At 35.8% G+C, this 18,979-nt stretch carries 16 protein-coding genes; 7 read left to right on the top strand and 9 right to left on the bottom strand.

The window, feature by feature from the left end:
- The first annotated feature begins 57 nt into the window (after positions 1–57).
- Both H4K33_RS10905 and H4K33_RS10900 read left to right on the top strand, forming a co-directional pair.
- Positions 58–399, top strand: a complete 342-nt coding sequence (locus H4K33_RS10905) for a PadR family transcriptional regulator (protein WP_182648843.1) — start codon at positions 58–60, stop codon at positions 397–399.
- Positions 392–1,837 (top strand): PspC domain-containing protein, encoded by a 1,446-nt coding sequence (locus tag H4K33_RS10900; RefSeq protein ID WP_182648841.1) that lies wholly within the window; start codon positions 392–394, stop codon positions 1,835–1,837. Before H4K33_RS10905 ends, H4K33_RS10900 begins: the two co-directional genes overlap by 8 nt.
- A 42-nt stretch (positions 1,838–1,879) precedes the next feature.
- Here the strand turns inward: H4K33_RS10900 and H4K33_RS10895 are convergent, their stop codons facing one another.
- Positions 1,880–2,578 carry an OmpA family protein gene (locus tag H4K33_RS10895; protein ID WP_182648839.1) on the bottom strand — a complete coding sequence of 233 codons (699 nt, stop codon included), beginning with the start codon at positions 2,576–2,578 and terminating at the stop codon, positions 1,880–1,882.
- A gap of 22 nt (positions 2,579–2,600) precedes the next feature.
- Positions 2,601–3,059 carry a lipocalin family protein gene (locus H4K33_RS10890; RefSeq protein WP_182648837.1) on the bottom strand — a complete coding sequence of 153 codons (459 nt, stop codon included), beginning with the start codon at positions 3,057–3,059 and terminating at the stop codon, positions 2,601–2,603.
- Between the two features lie 171 nt (positions 3,060–3,230).
- Here H4K33_RS10890 and htpG point away from each other — a divergent pair, with 171 nt between their 5' ends.
- The 3 genes from htpG (at position 3,231) to H4K33_RS10875 (ending at position 8,960) form a co-directional block, all read left to right on the top strand.
- Positions 3,231–5,084, top strand: a complete 1,854-nt coding sequence (gene htpG, locus H4K33_RS10885; protein WP_182648835.1) for a molecular chaperone HtpG — start codon at positions 3,231–3,233, stop codon at positions 5,082–5,084.
- Between the two features lie 131 nt (positions 5,085–5,215).
- Entirely contained in the window at positions 5,216–6,187 is a 972-nt protein-coding gene (locus H4K33_RS10880; protein ID WP_182648833.1) for a DMT family transporter, read from the top strand.
- 157 nt (positions 6,188–6,344) lie between these two features.
- The gene (locus tag H4K33_RS10875) at positions 6,345–8,960 is read left to right on the top strand and encodes a hypothetical protein (protein ID WP_182648831.1); all 2,616 of its coding nucleotides are present in this window, start codon (positions 6,345–6,347) and stop codon (positions 8,958–8,960) included.
- Positions 8,961–8,999: 39 nt separating this feature from the next.
- On the opposite strand, the gene H4K33_RS10870 is transcribed toward H4K33_RS10875, so the two are convergent.
- On the bottom strand, positions 9,000–9,830 hold the full coding sequence (locus tag H4K33_RS10870; RefSeq protein ID WP_182648829.1) for a 1-acyl-sn-glycerol-3-phosphate acyltransferase: 831 nt from the start codon (positions 9,828–9,830) through the stop codon (positions 9,000–9,002).
- A gap of 78 nt (positions 9,831–9,908) precedes the next feature.
- Complete coding sequence (locus H4K33_RS10865) at positions 9,909–10,559, bottom strand: CoA pyrophosphatase (RefSeq protein WP_182648827.1); 651 nt, start codon at positions 10,557–10,559, stop codon at positions 9,909–9,911.
- A 51-nt stretch (positions 10,560–10,610) separates the two neighbouring features.
- On the opposite strand from H4K33_RS10865, the gene H4K33_RS10860 reads away from it, so the two are divergent.
- Positions 10,611–11,054: a DUF4268 domain-containing protein gene (locus H4K33_RS10860; protein ID WP_182648825.1), complete on the top strand. Its 444-nt coding sequence runs from the start codon at positions 10,611–10,613 to the stop codon at positions 11,052–11,054.
- Positions 11,055–11,097: 43 nt separating this feature from the next.
- Complete coding sequence (locus H4K33_RS10855) at positions 11,098–12,966, top strand: hypothetical protein (RefSeq protein WP_182648823.1); 1,869 nt, start codon at positions 11,098–11,100, stop codon at positions 12,964–12,966.
- A gap of 298 nt (positions 12,967–13,264) precedes the next feature.
- Here the strand turns inward: H4K33_RS10855 and H4K33_RS10850 are convergent, their stop codons facing one another.
- The 5 genes from H4K33_RS10850 to H4K33_RS10830 form a co-directional block, all read right to left on the bottom strand.
- Positions 13,265–14,455, bottom strand: coding sequence for a GlmU family protein (locus H4K33_RS10850; protein ID WP_182648821.1), 1,191 nt, complete (start codon positions 14,453–14,455; stop codon positions 13,265–13,267).
- A 133-nt stretch (positions 14,456–14,588) separates the two neighbouring features.
- Positions 14,589–14,840: a type B 50S ribosomal protein L31 gene (locus H4K33_RS10845; RefSeq protein WP_182648819.1), complete on the bottom strand. Its 252-nt coding sequence runs from the start codon at positions 14,838–14,840 to the stop codon at positions 14,589–14,591.
- A 499-nt stretch (positions 14,841–15,339) separates the two neighbouring features.
- Positions 15,340–15,555, bottom strand: a complete 216-nt coding sequence (locus tag H4K33_RS10840) for a heavy-metal-associated domain-containing protein (protein ID WP_182648817.1) — start codon at positions 15,553–15,555, stop codon at positions 15,340–15,342.
- A gap of 148 nt (positions 15,556–15,703) precedes the next feature.
- Positions 15,704–18,121, bottom strand: coding sequence for a heavy metal translocating P-type ATPase (locus H4K33_RS10835; RefSeq protein WP_182648815.1), 2,418 nt, complete (start codon positions 18,119–18,121; stop codon positions 15,704–15,706).
- Between the two features lie 88 nt (positions 18,122–18,209).
- Entirely contained in the window at positions 18,210–18,773 is a 564-nt protein-coding gene (locus H4K33_RS10830) for an AraC family transcriptional regulator (RefSeq protein ID WP_182648813.1), read from the bottom strand.
- Positions 18,774–18,979 lie beyond the last annotated feature (206 nt).

Raw genomic sequence — 18,979 nt, 5'->3', positions numbered from 1 at the left:
GCAATACATAGTACATGCTTTTAGCTATATCTTTGCATAAGATAAATCATTGAACCTATGAATAGTGAAAATACAAAAGCGCAAATGCGCAAAGGTATCTTAGAGTTCTGTATTCTTTCCATTCTAAAAGAGCGCGATTATTATACCTCTGAAATATTAGAGGAACTTAAAAAAGTAAAGCTTTTAGTGGTAGAGGGCACAGTATATCCTTTGCTAACAAGACTTAAAAATGGAGATTTGTTAACCTACAGATGGGAGGAATCCAATGCAGGTCCTCCAAGAAAATATTACAAACTAACGGAAAAAGGTGAAGCTTTTTTGACTGAATTGGCAGAAACTTGGGAAGAACTATCCCATGCTGTTCAAGAAATAACCACAAAAACACAAGAAAATGAATAGAACATTAACAATAAATATAGGTGGTTTAGTTTTTCACATTGAAGAGCAAGCCTTCCAGCGATTAGAGCAATATATCAAAGCAGTTCGTCGATCTATCGCGATTGAAGAACAAGATGAAGTGATTCAGGATATTGAATTGCGCATTGCAGAGATTTTTAATTCTAAAATCACAACGACGAAACAGGTTATTACTTCTGAAGATGTAGATGAAGTTATCCAAATCATGGGGCGACCTGAAGATTATTCAATCGATGATGATACGACCTATCAACAGAGTGAAAAGGCGTATTATCGCGAAAAGAAGTTATTTCGAGATACAGACAATCGCATTCTAGGTGGGGTTTTAGCAGGATTAGCTCATTATTTCAAAATCGATACGATTTGGGTTCGCTTAATCTTTATCTTTTTGGTTTTCTTCTACGGAACGGGAATCTTACTATACTTTGTTTTGTGGATTATCATTCCCAGTGCCAAGACAGCGAGTGAAAAGTTGGATATGATGGGAGAACCTGTCAATATTGAAACGATAGAACGCAAAATTAAAGAAGGGGTTGATTATACGACAACTAAAATCAACAATATCGATTACGAAAAGTTCAAGCATCAAACGCAAAGAGCAACAAACCAAGGAACTAAGGTTATTCGTTATATTTTGGGAATTGGTTTTATTGTAGTAGCTGTGGTAGGTATGCTTGTCAGTTTTTTTGTCAACCTGATGATCATTGTCAACACAAGTGTTGTCATGAGAGAACTTGATCTTCCAGCTGATATTATTGATCCTAATATTCCTCGTTGGATTTTGCATACTTGTATTAGTTTAATTACGTTCTTACCTTTTATTGTCATGTTGTTATTGGGGTTAAAGCTACTCTACACCAACATGAAATACATTTGGATTACGGCTATCACCATTTTCGTTTTGTGGATTGGAAGTTTGATTGTTTTTCCGATTATGATTACCAATGGAGAAACTGGAGGGTTTACTAAAACGAGCAAAGGATATGGCTATACCATCACGTATTCATCTGACGACTCAACACAACAAACACCAGATGATTATACTTTATTTACGACCAGTAAAGATTTAGTATTACAACTAGCGGATACGATACAATCGACAGATGATTATGTCAATAAAATCGAAATTGTGCCTTCTTACCAAGACAATGCCTATGGGAAATTTGGCAATACAGGAGCTGAACACTTAGCTGTTTTTCAGACGGAGGAAAACGATACTCAATACATCGTTCAAATTACAGAGGAACAATTAAAACTCGATCCTTTTTTTACGATATATCTGCCAATAGGAAAAAAGGTTTTGATTGACGATAAGCTAAAACCATTCTTGTTTTTACAGCTTCAATCTAGTATAAAACCGGGAACACACTGGTATGAAATGAGAGACGATTTCAACTTACACTGCACAGACTGCAACTAAAAAAAGGGAGCCAAATGGCTCCCTTTTATATTTTAAATGTGATTACATCGTAGCTGCTTCGTTTTGAGCATCGATAATCATTTGTTCGTTTGCTTTAATAGCAAATTCTACGCGACGGTTTTTAGCTCTTCCTGCTTCTGTATCATTACTAGCAACAGGGTCAGCAATTCCCATTCCCTCCGTAGCTAAGCGCTTGTTAGAAACACCGTTTTGCATCAAATACGTTTTTACAGCATTCGCGCGTTGACGTGATAATTTTAAATTGTACTCTTCTCTACCTGTGTTGTCCGTATAACCAAAAATACTAATGTTTGTATTTGGATTTTCTTTGAAGACAACGATTAGTTTATCTAAGTTTTGTTTTGCTTTATCTGTCAAAGTAGCTTGATTCAAATTAAAGTTAACTGAGCTTTCTCCTAACGTCAATTTGATTCCCTCTCCTACGCGCTCAACTTGAGCCCCTGGAACAGTTTGTTCTATTTGACGAGCTTGTTTATCCATATTGTTTCCAATAACACCACCTGCAGCTCCACCAATAACACCACCTAATACAGCTCCTAAAGCACTATTACCGCCTTTTATATTATTTCCTAATACTCCTCCGATAATTGCTCCTCCAACAGCGCCAATTGTCGCTCCTTTTTGCGTATTATTCGCATTTTTGACAGATTCACAGCTTGTCAGCGATAAAGACCCTACAAGCAAAGCTCCTGCTAATAGGGTAGTTGTTGTTTTTTTCATAATATTACCTTCTTGTTGTTTCTTAATTTTTTACAAAGTGATATGTCACATCATATCCTTGTCCATCTACATAAAAGTTATCGATCAAATCAAAACTCGAAGCGGTTTGATTTTTAACTTTCATCTTATATCCTGTAGTAACATTTTTAGCTTTTAATCCCGCATCGATGAACTTAAATTCAAATTCGCCATTCGGATTTACAAACCACTTAAAATTACTCTCAAACATAGGGCATGAGTTTCCGCCCTGTAAACTAACGACGCCAGTATTATTGTTTGAAACAAATTTCCACTGACTTCCTTTAAAACAATGAGCATCAGCAATATTAAAAGAAGTAACTTTTACAAACTCCCCTCCGATATGAGACACATTGGTTAATGTCCAATCTCCTTTGATTCCGTATTGCGACTGCTTATCCATTGTCGGCTTACAAGAAACTAATGCTAAACCTATAAAACTTAATAAAAATAACTTTTTCATAATATTTTCTCTATTTTATACAATAATACAAACTTTCTAGGTATAATTAGATTTTAGCCCCTAAAAAAAAAGCTTTCTAATGACAAATTGACATCTGCTTTTGGGTTGGTATCTTTTTTGCCTATTCATATTCTATATAAAAATATTAAAAATAATAATACCATAATAAATATGACATCTGGAAAAATTAATGTTACTGTAGAGAATATCTTTCCTCTGATTAAAAAGTTTTTATATAGTGATCACGAGATATTCTTAAGAGAGTTAGTTTCGAATGCAACTGATGCTACATTAAAACTAAAACACCTAACAAGTATAGGAGAAGCTAATGTAGAATATGGCCATCCTATTATTGAAGTTAAAATTGACAAAGACAACAAAAAACTGCACATCATTGACCAAGGATTGGGGATGACTAAAGAAGAGGTTGAAAAATACATCAACCAAGTGGCTTTCTCTGGAGCAGAAGAGTTTTTAGAAAAATACAAAGACAGTGCGAAAGACACAGGGATTATTGGACACTTTGGTTTAGGATTCTATTCTGCCTTTATGGTAGCAGACAAAGTGGAGATTATCACCAAATCTTTCAAAGATGCACCAGCTGCACATTGGACATGTGATGGAAGTCCGGAATACACTTTAGAAGAGGCAGACAAACAAGATAGAGGTACGGAAATCATTTTGCATATTGCAGAGGATTCGCTTGATTTCTTAGAAGAGTACAAAATCCGTGAGCTTCTAACGAAATACAATAAATTCATGCCAGTACCCATCAAATTTGGAACACATGAAGAAGGTGAAGGTGATGACAAAGTAGAAGTAGATACCATCATCAACAACCCTAATCCTGCTTGGACTAAACAACCTGCGGACTTAACAGATGAAGATTACAAAAACTTCTACCGTGAGTTATATCCGATGCAGTTCGAAGAGCCTTTATTCCATATTCACCTGAATGTAGACTATCCGTTTAATTTAACGGGAATCTTGTATTTCCCTAAATTGAGCGCAGATATGCAAATGCAAAAGGACAAAATTCAATTGTACCAAAATCAAGTATTTGTAACGGATAACGTGGAAGGAATTGTTCCTGACTTCTTAACGATGTTAAAAGGGGTGATTGACTCACCAGATATTCCGTTAAACGTGTCTCGTTCTTACTTACAAGCGGATGGTAACGTAAAAAAAATATCCAACTACATCACGCGTAAAGTAGCGGATAAATTAAAATCCCTATTCAACGAGAATAGAGCTGATTTTGAAAGCAAGTGGAACGATATTAAAGTAGTGTTGGAATACGGTATGTTATCTGAGGAGAAATTTGCTGAAAAAGCAGGTGCTTTTATGCTATATCCAACAACAGACAATACCTATTATACAATAGAAGAATTAAAAGAAGCAACAAAGGATCTACAAACAGACAAAGATGGTAACCTTGTTGTTTTATATACATCAAACAAAGATGCGCAACACAGCTATATCAGTGCTGCAAAAGAAAAAGGATACCAAGTAATTGTTCTTGATTCTCCAATTGTGTCACACTTGATTCAAAAATTAGAGAGTGAGAATGAAAAAATGACCTTTGCTCGTGTGGATTCAGATCACATCAATAACTTGATTAAGAAAGAGGAAAACTCAATTTCTAAATTATCAGAAGAAGAACAAACTACATTGCAATCATTTATTGAGCAAGTGGTACCGAAAGAAAAATACACGGTAAAGCTAGAATCAATGGATAGCCAAGACGCTCCTTTAATTTTAACACAACCAGAGTTCATGCGTCGTATGAAAGAGATGAGTCAATCAGGTGGTGGTGGAATGTTTGGTATGGGTAATTTCCCAGAGATGTACAATTTAGTAGTGAATACCAACTCGGAATTTGCTTCTAAAATCTTAAACAATACCAATGAAGCAGAACGTACATCTGCTTTCAGTCAAGCCTTAGATTTAGCGAAATTATCGCAAGGATTATTGAAAGGCGAAGAATTAACTGCTTTCGTGAAGCGAAATTTTGAAAAATTATAATACATCGTTTTTCTTATATGAAGGTTCATATCCGATTTGGATATGAACCTTTTTCTTTTCTTATGAGGTAGACATTTGTCCTAGACCTCCAAAAAAATAATACCTACCTTTGCGCCGTTAAAAATAGAGCAATGAAAGAACAAAATTTGGTAAAGGGCGTATTTTTAGTAGCTATTGGAGCATCTAGCTTTGGAATGTTGGCTTCTTTTGTAAAATTGGCGTATTCTCACGGTTATACGACTGCCGAAGTAACCCTATCTCAAGTATTACTAGGGTTAATCGGTATGTTTATCATCAACCTGATTCGCAAAAAACAACCCAATGAATTAACAGCATCAAAGAAAGACATCCGCAACCTCGTTTTAGCGGGTACTTCTATGGGATTCACTTCTGTGTTATACTATATGGCGGTGAGTTATATTGACGCTTCTATTGCGGTTGTATTATTGATGCAATCGGTGTGGATTGGCGTAGTTATTGAAAGTGTAGTAACCAAACAATTTCCAAGCCTACTTAAAATCATCGCTGTTGCCCTAATCTTATTCGGAACCGTATTAGCAACTAATGTATTAGCCAATGAAATTGAACTAGATTACAGAGGGGTAATCTTCGGTTTTCTTGCTTCTTGTTCTTTTGCAACAACCATGTTTGCCTCTAATGTAGTAGCCAATCACCTCGCTGCTCCTAAACGAAGTTTATTCATGCTTTGTGGTGCAACGACCATTGTGCTTATTTTTTGTTTCATTACACAAATAGGCCCTAACAACTCTGACACTATGCTGTCTTTTTATCAGCTATTTACAGACAATACAGCGGGTATTCGCGATTTCGATTGGAGTATTTTCTACTCTTGGGGATTGCTATTGGCCCTTTTTGGAACCATCCTTCCTCCTATCTTCTTAAATATGGGATTCCCTCATACAGGAGTGGGACTAGGAAGTATTGTCGCTTCAATTGAATTACCTGTGTCTGTTACTGTTGCCTTTATGGTTTTACAAGAACAAGTTGTCCTAATTCAATGGGTGGGAATTCTCCTCATCTTGAGCGCGATCTTTTTAATGAATAGTCGACTCATTTTTAAGAAAAAAGAATCCTTAGCCTAAGTACTAAGCAACTGAACATAAATCCAAAAGTCTTTGTATCAACTACAAAGACTTTTTTTATGCTTTATACTGAAATATGCTACATTCACTAAAAGTAGTGATGTTGTTTTTCTGTGGTTTTATCTACATTTGTTGTACAATAAAAACACATAGTAAAATGTACAAAAAACTATTACCTATTGCCTTGTTATTTTCTTCTGCCATCTACAGTCAAACGGCAAAAGATACCTTATGGGTAAATACCTATGATGAAGTTACAACCAAAGCGTTGGCTAGTTCATTCAAAATTGCTAAGCCTGTAAAAAATAAAGAAGGTTTTAAAGAAATTTCAACCTATAACAAAGAAACAAAAGCAATTGAAGTTAAAGGTATGGGTAGTTTTGACCAAAACAACACCATTACTTATGATGGAAAAGTAACGTATTTCAACGCAGATGGTTCCGTTAATTTCGACATGTTTTTTGAACAGGGAAATGCAACAAAAATTACGTCTATTGACCCTTTTACACAAGAAGACTACACCTTGACCTATGAAAACGGTTATCCGTATGATGGAACCATGGTGCAATTATATAAAAATGCTTATTTCTACTATGCTATTAGTGAAGGAGTTTACTTGTCTTACATCTATGTGAATAAAGACAATGCAGATGAAAAATACATCTTTACTTTTGATGAGGATAACAATATTGTAGACGAACAATTCATCAATGCAGAAGGAGAAATCGTTTATTCGGCAGCATATGAAGATGGAATGGTAAAAAACGGTACGTCAATCACGTTAGACTATGACACTTTCCGTCCTATCTCAACTAATGTTTATGTCAATGGTGTCAATACTGAATCTGTATTTTACTATAAATCAGGACAGGTAAAATACAAAACAACCACTAGCACTACAAAAACAACTACAGTGTTCTATGACAGCAAAGGAACGAAAGTAGGAACTTATACGGCAGATGTAGATGAATATGGTTCAGAATCAAACCAAGAAGGAATCTATTTATTCTACAACGAGTATAGTGATGCTCCTGATGAAGTAACGAGTCAATCTGAATACAAAAAAGGCAGTTTGGTGAAAGAAACTATTTTCTATGCACAACCGACTGCTTTTGTTCCTAAATCGATTAAATATTACAAAGGTGATTATTACCTAGAGAAAATCGAATACTTCAACGAAAATGGAAGTAAAAAAGGAGAATTAATCTACAACGAAGATGGATATACACCTCAAAATGGAGTTGCTTATGATGACGATTCTGTAACTACTTATAAGGATGGTATTCTAATAGCGAAGAAGTTGTTTTATTCTACAGGAGAACTTTTTGAAGAAGCGAATGAGAACACGTCTACGTATTACAATAAAAAAGGAAGTGTAATCGGTAAGCTACAATCTAAAAAAGGAGAACCTGGATACTATACAGAACCTTATCAAGGAGATTATCTCACTTTGACTAATGATGAAATTGGCACTAAAATCTCGTATGACAAAGGTCAGATTGTGTATTCTGCTACTTATGAACCGTATCCATCGTATGACAGTAAGCCCGTCTTGAGAGAAGAGACCTTTTCTCCAGTAAATGGACCTTCAAAACGCATCTACTACAGTAGAGAAGGTAAAAAAAGCAGAGAGGAAATCCTCAACAAAAGCGATTACGATCAAAGCATCTTAAAAGTTACGTATTTTGATGCTAAGGGGAAAGTAACGGGTGTTTTTGACAATGTAGAAAAAGAGGGAACACAATATGCATTCTTTGACAATGACGCTATTCAATCTGTTAGTACATACAGCAAAGGGCAATTGACTTATAAAAAAGAATATGCCAATAAAAACGGAATGTACAGTGAGGATATTGTTCCTTATTTAGTTTCTGAGATTAACTACAACAAAGAAGGTGTTTTTTACGATGCTGAAGGCAATCAAATCGCAAAAGCTTCTTATAAAGATGGTAAACCCTACACTGGTACAGTGAGCACTACTGATGGTTATTCAACAACAGTTACTACATACGCTAAAGGATTAAAAGAAGGGTTAGAGACATTTCAGAGCGATTATTCCGATTCTATCGACAACAAAACCTACTATGAAGCAGGAGAAATTGTAAAAGAAGAAGTATATAGCGACTCCTATTTACAATCAACCAAAACCTACAAAAAAGGAGAAGTACTAGACACAACAGTATTCTATGATGAATCGGGAGAAGAAATAGCTCATTTACAATACAGAGATGGATATCCTTATGAAGGTACATTCATTGCATACGGATATGAAAGCAACGTATACACAACTTACGAAGAGAGTCGCATTACCTATGAGAAAGGAGTAAATACGTATACTGGAAACACAGTGTATGAGAAACAGCTTTTACCTGACGGATCAATGCAACGCAGTGTGTACGACGAGAACGAAACCCTTGTTTACCAATTTGGCATCAAAGATTATACGTTACATGGATCGTGTATTTACTATGAAAATGGCAAAGCAAAATACAAAAGTAGATTCGAAGATGGCCATTTAGTAGAAGGAACTGTTGCCTTAAAAACGTGGACTGATTCTTACAACTACTACAGTTATGACGAATCGACTTATTTTGTATGTACAGTACAAAAGAGCAGCATGACCATCCAACGTTTATCAACAGAGACTAACAAAGTGACATTCGAGTTAACGAGCAAGCTTAAAAAAGGTGAAATGAAAGATAATCCTATTCTTCAAAACGCTATTGACAGCAGTAACCTTTATCCATATTACGAAGGTAATTCTTCATACTAAAAACAAAAGGTCATCCCATAGGATGACCTTTTTTTATGCTCAATAGTTCTTAGATGAACTGTAGTAATCATACGTTCTCTTTTCGTTTAACTCCTTCTCTTCTTCCATAAACTCTTGCGGAATTACTTTTAAGAATGAAGGATGTTGCTCAATAGCCATTTCAATTTGTTCAACAATTTCATCAATGCTACTGTCCTCGTAATCTATTTCTAAAGGTTCTTTAATAACCATAGATTGGAGAATCCCTTTCTTTTTCAGGTGCAATCCCTTTTTATCAAAAGAACGGCGAAAACCGTCAATTACGATAGGAACTACAACAGGCTTATAATTTTTAATAATATGTGCTGTTCCTTTTCGAATAGGTTTAAATGACTTGGTTGTTCCCTGTGGAAACGTAATGACCCAACCGTCATCTAAGGCAATTTTAATACTTTCAACTTGATCCTGGTTAACCTCGCGTTTTTCATCAATATCAACGCCTTTACTTCTCCAAGTTCGATCCACTTGAACAGCCCCTACGTAAGCCATAATACGAGGTAATAATCCTGCTTTCATCGTTTCTGCCGCAGCTACATAGTAAAGATTGAGCTTGGGTTTCCAGATGTACATAATATTTTTAATTGAATTATCTCGTCCTTTCAGACTAGCATTAAATACGTGATACATAGCTACCACATCGGCAAAATAAGTCTGATGATTTGAGATAAACAATACATTTTTATCGGGCAAATGGCGTAAAACTTCTGATCCTTCGATTTGTAAGTCGTTAAAACCTCTAAAACGTTGATGGGTTAAAAAACCAAACGTTCTAATGATCCATTTTTTAAGCCATAAAATATGTCCAAACGGATTTCTTTTAAATAATCCCATGTTCCTACATCCTGATTAATGAACTACAAATTTAATGCTTTTAATACTTTCAATAGGTTAAAATTTGCTAATTCCTCCTTATTTATATGTTTTTAATGCGAATTTCAAGGTTTCTTTGAGTTCACTCAACATCATAGCCGTTGCCCCCCAAATTGTATACTCCTTGTAGATAAATGCCGGAACATGTGTCCAAGAAGCATAACTCGTTTTCATTTCCACCTCTTTGACAATACTATCTTCTAGCAAAACATGCAAAGGAAGTTCTATGATATTAGCCACTTCAAACGCATTGGGACTAAAGACAAGTTCCTTTTCAGCAATCCCCAAGTAGGGTTGAACATAAAAGTTGCTTGGAGGAATATAGATCTTCGTAAACGGTTGAATAATTTGAATATCCCTTTGTACTATTCCAACTTCTTCGTGAGTTTCTCTCAAAGCAGTTTGTTGTAAATCCAGATCGTTGAGTTCATATTTTCCCCCAGGAAAACCAACCTGTCCCGAATGAACACCTTTATACGTTGCTCTTTCTATAAGTAATACATTGGTTTCTTTTCCCTTAGGATACAACAACATCATTACTGCAGATTCTTTTGGATGTTGCTCCACAAAATCTTCTGCATACAAGTAGGGAATCCTTTCGACAGGGATCATCAATCGGTGCGCATCAATTCCAACAGGAGTTGCACCTTTAATTTGCTCAATCTTATGCAAAAAAGAATCAAAAGTCATAGATTTGCTATATCAAATTAACACATACCTAAATTTACGACTTTATCAACAATGTATAGTAAAGAAGACGCTAAAAGAATAAAAAAAGAATTTTGGATCCAGTTTGCTGAAACCTATCCAAGAAAATGGTTATTGCACAATACCAAGATTAAGGATGTTTCTTTTAAGTTCTACGCCGACAATAAAAAAGCAGAAGTTCTATTAGATATTGAACCTCGAGATGAAGAAAAACGAAAAATCTATTACGAGAAGGTAGAGTCACTCAAGGGAATTCTCTTAGAGGATCACCTTCCTGATGCTTTATTTGAACGTGAATATTATCTTGAAAATGGAAAATTAATCAGCCGTATATGGGTTTCCTTAGAAGGGGTTTCAATCAATAATCCGAAGACTTGGGATCAGATGTTTGATTTTTTTAATGAAAAAATGACTGCTTTTGAAATTTTCTTTTATGAGTATGAAGATTATATCCGAGATTTAGAAATAAATACTTAACTTTTGCGTTACAATAATCGAGTTGCTCTACGCCAAAAAACCAATGCTGAGATTTATCACCTTTTTAATTTTCGTTTGTCTCACTGTGCAAGTAAATTATGCGCAGGTTAGACCTATTCTAAAAGTAGATACAATCGTACCGAAGTTTGAGCCGACTAAACTCGAAAAACTACCTTTTCAAGTTGAAAAAGATACCACCGAGATTTTTGCTAATTTTAAAGAGAAAAACAAAGGAAGTAAATTAGGTCGTTTATTCAATAAACTCGTATACAAGAGCAACAAGCGCTTAGTAGCACACGCTCCCGAAGTTCAAATCAATCGACACTTGGACAAAGGAGAAGGAAAAATCATTCGAAATATCAATATCACGACTTTAGATCCTTTTGGTTATTCGGAAAAAGACTCCCTCAAAAAGCCTACAAAATCTTTAGAAGTATGGGGAAATCGATTGCACTTAAAAACGAAAAAATTTACCGTTCGCAATTTTTTACTCTTCAAGGAGGGGGATGTTTTTGACTCGCTAAAAGTAAAGGAATCCGAGCGTTTAATCCGTACCCAACGATATGTAAGACGAGTAATGATCTCGGCTATTCCTACCTCCTCGCCAGATTCAGTGGATATAGCGATTCGAGAATTAGACTCTTGGACGATTTATCCCAGTGGTTCTATTTCAACTTCTTCCATGCGCGTGAAATTGACAGATCGCAATTTCGGTGGTTTTGGTCATGATGTAACCGTGCAATACATTACGCGTTTCAAAGAAAATAAACAAGGTGCTTATTTCAGTTATTCTGTCAATAACATTCAAAATACCTTTATTCGCTCTAATATTTTGTTTAATCAAGATACTTGGGGCAATTATGTCAAAGGCGTCTCTTTAAATAGACCTTTTTACTCTCCCTATGCAAAATGGGCTGGTGGCTTTAGCGCGCAACAGCGTTTTAGACGAGACTCTCTCCCAGATCAAGACATGAAGTATAGTCTCGAATCAATCAAATACAACACCTATGATTACTGGGCGGGATATTCCATTCCGGTATCAACGAAGAGTCCTATTATAACGAATTTGCGTACCTCGTTGCGCTTTGTAAAAGAAAACTACCACTCAACCCCTGGAAAAGAGTACGATCCGTATAATTATTATCGAGATCAACGCTTGTATTTAGCTTCTGTTAGTTTAAGTTCTACCAACTATGTACAAGATCGATTCATCTTCAATTACGATATCATTGAAGACGTTCAAGTAGGTAAGATTTTAGCGCTTACTGGTGGGATGCGAGATCGGTATGACAAAAGACGGGCTTATTTAGGTGCTAAATTTTCTATGGGCGGCTATACTAAATTGGGGTATTTTTCAGGAAATATTGAATGGGGAGGCCATTTTCACGGTGGCAAAACCGAACAAGCAGCCTTTCGTTTAGAGGGAACCTATTTTACTCGACTCTTTGTTTTGGGGAATTGGAAATTCAGACATTTCTTTGTACCTCAACTAGTTATAGGATCACATCGCCTTGATCATATCGGTGATGAATTGAAAATTGAAGGTATTATTCAAGGAATACGCGCACAAAAAATTACGGGTACTAAACGATTATCCTTGGCCTATCAATGGCAATCGTATGCTCCTTATGAATGGAAAGGATTCCGCTTCAACCCTTATTTTAGTTTTGAAGGTGCCTTTATTGGCGACAGCAGCAACCGCTTACTCGATCCTAAACTCTACTCTCGCTTTAGCTTAGGTCTAGTTGCAAATAACGACTATCTCGTATTTAGCAAGGTTACCATTTCTTTAGTTTACTACCCTACCATGCCTGATTCTGGGAATAGCGTGTTCCGCGCCAATTCAGTTCAATACAACATGGATTTACCAAACTTCAATTACGATCGACCGCAAACGGTTTCGTATTATTAGAGAAATGAGAAGGGAAAGAAGAAAGGAGTGATTTTTTTTGAGGTTTGTGAGGTTTGTGAGGTTTGTGAGGTTTGTGAGGTTTGTGAGGTTTGTGAGGTTTGTGAGGTTTGTGAAGTTTGTGAGGTTTGTGAGGTTTGCTCTTTGTGGTTTGTATTTTGTGATATAATTCTCGATTAAAGTAAAAAGCACAAGCAACACTAAATAAAAAAACAAAGGACGAGTATGGCTCGTCCTTTGTTTTTTTATACTAAGTAGAAACTGGTTTAAATTGAAAAAATCTCTATCCTCTCTCCTTTTTCTAATAAGCCAATTTTGCTTGAAAGCGTTCCAATCTATTATCTTCTGCTAAATGGCGAATAATATCTTCTTCTATTGGCGTCCATTCAACATGGCGACGACTCATGACAATTTTCATAGTAGCAATGGCTTTATCGACATCATATACATCGTCTAAGTCTTTACCTCCCCAAGTAAAACTTGGTAAAAATGTTTTGGGAAAACCACCGCCAAAAATACTACAAGCAACACCTACTACAGTTCCTGTATTAAACATGGTATTGATTCCACTTTTACTGTGATCTCCCATCATTAATCCACAAAACTGCAAGCCTGTATTTTCTGTTGTATTCGTTTGGTAATTCCACAATTTTACTGGTGCATAGTTGTTTTTAAGATTCGAATTATTGGTATCCGCACCTAAGTTACACCATTCACCCAAAACAGAATTCCCTAAAAATCCATCATGCCCTTTGTTGGTATAGCCAAACATAACTGAGTTACTCACTTCACCTCCTACTCTACATTCTGGTCCTATTGTTGTTGCCCCATAAATTTTAGCGCCCATTTTCACCTGTGCGCCTTCGCACAATGCAAAAGGGCCGCGAATAATTGCCCCTTCCATAATTTCTGTATTTCGACCAATATAGATAGGTCCTGTAGTTGCATTCAGGGTAACAAAATTCAAGACAGCACCTTCTTCTATAAATACCTGTTCCTTACCTAGTACTTGCACTGTTGAAGGAATAGGTTCTGAAATACGATCTTCAGTCAGCAACGTATAATCTTGACGAATTGCAATATCATTGAATTGGAAAATATCCCATTTATGCGCGATTTTGATTAACTTATCTGTATAATCCAAAACCTCATATTCATCAAAATCAATTTCTTCTTGTTCTTCTTCAGTAAAAAAAGCAACAATATCATCTTGATAAGAGATGGCTTGGTTCGGTTGCAAATCTTGAATTAATCCAACTAATTTTTCATTGGGCAAGAAAGCACTATTAATCATAATATTTTGAGCAGCTTCCACCATAGGAAACTTTGCTTCCAAATATTCTTCAGTAACCGTTGTAGTAGTATAGCCCAAATACTTTTCCCACTTTTCGCGAATCGTTAGAATTCCAACGCGTATATCAGCTACCGGTCTTGTAAAAGTAAAAGGCAATAAAGCATTTCTTACTTCTCCATCAAATAAAATATAATTCATAACAATAAATATCGGTTCATCTAATAGTCAAAGTTAAGAGAAACTCCTATAAAAAACACAACATCTTAAATATATATACAAAAAAAACCTCCCAATTGCTTGGAAGGTTTTCGTTATCTTGATTAAATTCAGACTATTTGTTGAATTTAGCATATTTGCTTTTGAATTTATCGATACGTCCTGCAGTATCAATAAGTTTAGATTTACCTGTGTAGAATGGGTGAGATGTACGAGAGATCTCCATTTTGAACACTGGGTATTCTACTCCATCAACTTCAATTGTTTCTTTTGTTTCAACTGTTGATTTTGTAATGAATACGTCATCATTTGACATATCTTTAAATGCTACTAATCTGTAATTTTCTGGGTGAATACCTTTTTTCATGATAAATCTATTTTAAAAAATTGAGCTATTCTCTATTTCGAAGCTTTCTGTTTTCAAGAAAGGTGTAAACGTCAAATAACTTTTGGGTTATACTTATTTTCTTTAAGCATGCAAATTTACAATTTAATTTGAATCTACAAATACTTTTTCACTTTTTTGTAGCTGTTTTTTTGTTGTTTGTTGAATACCCCTAAATACGGTTGACCATTTTTGAAACATTAATTTCACTAGTAAAGATTGTATTACTAGAAATAGTTTGCTCTATCTTAACGAAACGATATAATAAAGAATAGCATTTAGGAACTATCGTTGTACCGTCAGAGCAGCACTCTAACTAGTTCGTACGAGATGAGTCCATAGTGCGTCCATTAATGATTGTTTTTAATAGACTCACCATAGACTCATTAATGAGGTACATTGGAGGTAAACTATACTTAACTCCTATCGTGTCAAACTAAAGTGATCCATTATCAGTTGATTCACTCATCGAACGACACTCCTACAACTCTTCTGCTTTAAATCCTTTTTTATTAATGATAGCTACTACTTCTTCAGCCGTTAATGCATCGTTTTTAACTGTTAGAATTTTATCACTTACAGAAGTATCTACAGACCATTGTCCTTCCCCTAGGGCTTCATTTAAATCTGCTGTTACTTTTCCTACACAGCTTGAACAATTTAAATTAGTTTTGTATTGACTTGTATTATTTACCATATTCTTTCATTTTTAATGTTAAATACTTCAACAAAGTTCTTTTCTTTTGTATGAAATATCGTTATATAATTCTTGTTATAATTTGTGAGATTTCACGGTTTCATCGGCTGAATTCTATTTAAAATAGCTCTTCCTATAAGCTTACGCCCTACTTTTTCCACTTCAATCGCAAGCTATTACTCACCACACTTACACTACTCAGTGCCATAGCTGCGCCAGCAATCATTGGATTTAGCAGAAATCCATTCACGGCATATAGAATACCTGCAGCAATGGGAATTCCAATTAAATTATAGATAAACGCCCAGAATAAATTTTGCTTAATGGTACTTACTGTTTGTTTAGACAATCGAATGGCTTGTGGAATTTTGGTTAAATCTGAAGAGATGATAGTCATTTTGGCCACATCCATAGCAATATCACTTCCTTTTCCCATGGCAATACTCACGTCTGCTGTTGCTAAAGCTGTACTATCGTTAATTCCATCCCCTACCATAGCTACGATATGACCTTGTTTTTGTAAATCTTTGACAAACTCTGCTTTGTGTTGTGGTAAAACTTCTGCTTGATAGTGTTGTATTCCTGTTTGATCTGCAATAGCTTGGGCTGTAGCTTTATTATCACCTGTTAACATATACAATTGAATACCCATATTTTGCATTTCTCGAATCGCTTGAACCGAAGTTTGTTTGATTTGATCAGAAATAGCAAGGACAGCTAAGGCTTGTTGATCATCTGCAAACCAAATGACTGTTTTTGATTCTTGTTCCCACTGATTGGCTTGTTGTTGCAAAACGGGAGCAATTGCAATCTGATGTTCGTTCAACAATTTTTTATTTCCCACAGAATAGGTAATCCCTTGATGATCTGCCTGCGCTCCTTTTCCAGTGATACTTTCAAAATTTGAAATTACCGTGGTCTTCACTTCCTTCAAATAAGTTACAACCGCTTCCGCCAAAGGATGTTCCGATTGTTTTTCTATACTCAGTAACACCTCTTTTCTTTCCTCCTGATCTTTGAGCCATTTTACTCCAGTTACTTGAGGTCTACCTTCAGTAATAGTTCCTGTTTTATCTAAGACAATAGCTGTAATTTTCTTGGCTAATTCTAAACTTTCGGCATCTTTGATAAGGATTCCGTTCTCTGCTCCTTTCCCTACACCTACCATAATTGCTGTTGGGGTTGCCAACCCTAATGCACAAGGACAAGCGATAACTAAAACCGTTACAGCGGCTAATAATCCCTGAACCACCCCGTGTTCTCCACCAAGTACAACCCATAACAGGAAGGTTAATATTGCTATTCCAATAACTACAGGTACAAATATTCCCGCAATCTTATCCACTAATTTTTGTACAGGGGCTTTACTTCCTTGTGCATCTTGTACCATGCGAATGATCTGAGCCAACAAGGTTTCTTTTCCCACTTTTATGGCTTTAAACTGAAAACTGCCCTTTTGATTCATTGTTCCTGCAAACACTTTTTCTCCCTCTTTCTTCAATACAGGAACCGGTTCGCCACTTAGCATACTCTCATCTACATAAGAACTACCAGTAACAACCATTCCATCTACCGCAATCTTTTCACCTGGTTTGACAACAATCACATCCCCTACTTCAACTAGTTCAATAGGTATTTGTTTTTCGGTTCCATCTACTTGTAATACAAGCACCGTCTTAGGTTGAAGTCCCATTAATTTCTTGATTGCTGACGATGTATTGCCTTTGGCTTTTTCTTCCAACAATTTACCAAGTAAGATAAAGGCTATAATTACCGCTGCGGCTTCAAAATACACGTGTGCTTCTAATCCTCGACGAATCCAAAAATCCGCAAAAAGCATATTAAATACACTGAAGATATAAGCAATTCCTGTGCTCAATGCCACTAAGGTGTCCATATTAGCCGAGCGATTTTTAGTTTGTTTCCACGCATTGATAAAGAAATCTTTTCCGAAATACAACAATACAGGCGTTGAAAACAACCACATGATTTCATTCCCATACGGCATATCCATGAAAAACATTCCGATGACAACAACGGGAATTGACAGAACAACCGCCCCAAAAGTTTTCTTTTTTAGTTGTTTGAATTTTTCGGCATGAATCGCTTCTAGTGATTCTTGTTGTTTCATTTCATCCACAAGCAATAGATCATAACCTGCACCTTGTACTGCCTTTTGTAATTGAGTAGCGTTAGTCAATGTAGGAAGATACTCTACTGTTAGGTTTCCTGTAGCAAAATTTACAGCAGCCTCCACGACACCTTCTTCAAAACTGACAATACTCTCCGCACTTCCAGCACAAGAAGCACAGGTCATCCCTAAAACAGGAAACGTTTGTTTGACCGTAGGTACATCATAACCTAAATCTCGAACTTTTTTTACTGCTTGTCCGATCACTTCTGTAGCTGAAATCGAAATAGCTACGCGTTGATTGTTGAGTTCGACCTGAGGTGATTCGATTCCTTTTACCTGGGTCAACCCTTTTTCTACCACCAAGGCACAATGTTCGCTATTCACTTGTTCTAAGGGTAGATATACTACTTTATGTTTACTATTTGTTGTCATACTTTTATTGGTATTTGTACAACACAAAGTTGGGAACTATCGCCTCATAAAGTGTTACGTAATTTCAGGTATAATTTGTAACATTTACTTATACCTCATCTAAGGGTTTTCTCTTTTTTTCGCGTATTTTCTTGAAGTAACTCGGTGTTAATCCCGTTACTTTCTTAAACTGATTGCTCAAGTAAGCCACACTAGAATAGTTGAGTTGAGCTGCAATTTCACTGAGTGACAGCTCATCATACACCAATAATTCTTTAATTTTTTCAATTTTTTGAGCAATAAAGTATTTCTCAATTGTTTTTCCCTCCACTTCGGAGAATAAATTGGATAGATAATTGTAGTCGTGTCCAAGTTCTCTACTTAGATAATCGGACAGATTTACTTTCAAATCGTTATTTTGATAGTGCACCAGTTCGACAATTGCCGTTTTAATCCTTGTGATCAATTGACTTTTTTTGTCATCTATAAGGTAAAATCCCAAAGTAACTAAGGCTTCATGAAGCGCTTCTTTTTCCTTTGCGCTAGGTTCAGCGTCCAATTCTACTTCTCCCAACTTGATTGCTTTGATCGTCAACCCCATCATTTCAATTTCCTTTTGGACCATTAGCACGCAGCGATTACACACCATGTTCTTGATAAAAAGTACACTCATCTCAATTCGTTTACTGGAGAAAAATCTCCTGTTCATTACCTGTAAAAATAGTAAAAACACAAGACTCAAAAAAGAGATTCCTTCACCCAAGTAAGAGAAGTACGAAGTAAAACTAGCTAGTTCTATTTCAATCCAGAGGGCGTTTCCTTATCTTTTGTCTTATATTACCTCAGAGAACAAAAACTAAAAGGGTATTTTAGTATATT

The organism is Myroides sp. WP-1 (genome assembly GCF_014145635.1).
Lineage (GTDB): Bacteria > Bacteroidota > Bacteroidia > Flavobacteriales > Flavobacteriaceae > Flavobacterium.
The sequence above is the reverse complement of the archived record's forward strand: the minus strand, read 5'-3'. Positions and strand labels throughout refer to the sequence as shown.

Bases quoted from the DNA above. Each gene is read 5' to 3' on its own strand.
- H4K33_RS10860 (WP_182648825.1), top strand. From the start codon at position 10,611: ATGTATAGTAAAGAAGACGCTAAAAGAATAAAAAAAGAATTTTGGATC.
- H4K33_RS10835 (WP_182648815.1), bottom strand. From the start codon at position 18,121: ATGACAACAAATAGTAAACATAAAGTAGTATATCTACCCTTAGAACAA.
- H4K33_RS10875 (WP_182648831.1), top strand. From the start codon at position 6,345: ATGTACAAAAAACTATTACCTATTGCCTTGTTATTTTCTTCTGCCATC.
- H4K33_RS10870 (WP_182648829.1), bottom strand. From the start codon at position 9,830: ATGGGATTATTTAAAAGAAATCCGTTTGGACATATTTTATGGCTTAAA.
- H4K33_RS10845 (WP_182648819.1), bottom strand. From the start codon at position 14,840: ATGAAAAAAGGTATTCACCCAGAAAATTACAGATTAGTAGCATTTAAA.
- H4K33_RS10865 (WP_182648827.1), bottom strand. From the start codon at position 10,559: ATGACTTTTGATTCTTTTTTGCATAAGATTGAGCAAATTAAAGGTGCA.
- H4K33_RS10900 (WP_182648841.1), top strand. From the start codon at position 392: ATGAATAGAACATTAACAATAAATATAGGTGGTTTAGTTTTTCACATT.
- H4K33_RS10880 (WP_182648833.1), top strand. From the start codon at position 5,216: ATGAAAGAACAAAATTTGGTAAAGGGCGTATTTTTAGTAGCTATTGGA.
- H4K33_RS10850 (WP_182648821.1), bottom strand. From the start codon at position 14,455: ATGAATTATATTTTATTTGATGGAGAAGTAAGAAATGCTTTATTGCCT.
- H4K33_RS10830 (WP_182648813.1), bottom strand. From the start codon at position 18,773: ATGAGTGTACTTTTTATCAAGAACATGGTGTGTAATCGCTGCGTGCTA.
- H4K33_RS10895 (WP_182648839.1), bottom strand. From the start codon at position 2,578: ATGAAAAAAACAACAACTACCCTATTAGCAGGAGCTTTGCTTGTAGGG.
- H4K33_RS10890 (WP_182648837.1), bottom strand. From the start codon at position 3,059: ATGAAAAAGTTATTTTTATTAAGTTTTATAGGTTTAGCATTAGTTTCT.
- H4K33_RS10855 (WP_182648823.1), top strand. From the start codon at position 11,098: ATGCTGAGATTTATCACCTTTTTAATTTTCGTTTGTCTCACTGTGCAA.
- H4K33_RS10840 (WP_182648817.1), bottom strand. From the start codon at position 15,555: ATGGTAAATAATACAAGTCAATACAAAACTAATTTAAATTGTTCAAGC.
- htpG (WP_182648835.1), top strand. From the start codon at position 3,231: ATGACATCTGGAAAAATTAATGTTACTGTAGAGAATATCTTTCCTCTG.
- H4K33_RS10905 (WP_182648843.1), top strand. From the start codon at position 58: ATGAATAGTGAAAATACAAAAGCGCAAATGCGCAAAGGTATCTTAGAG.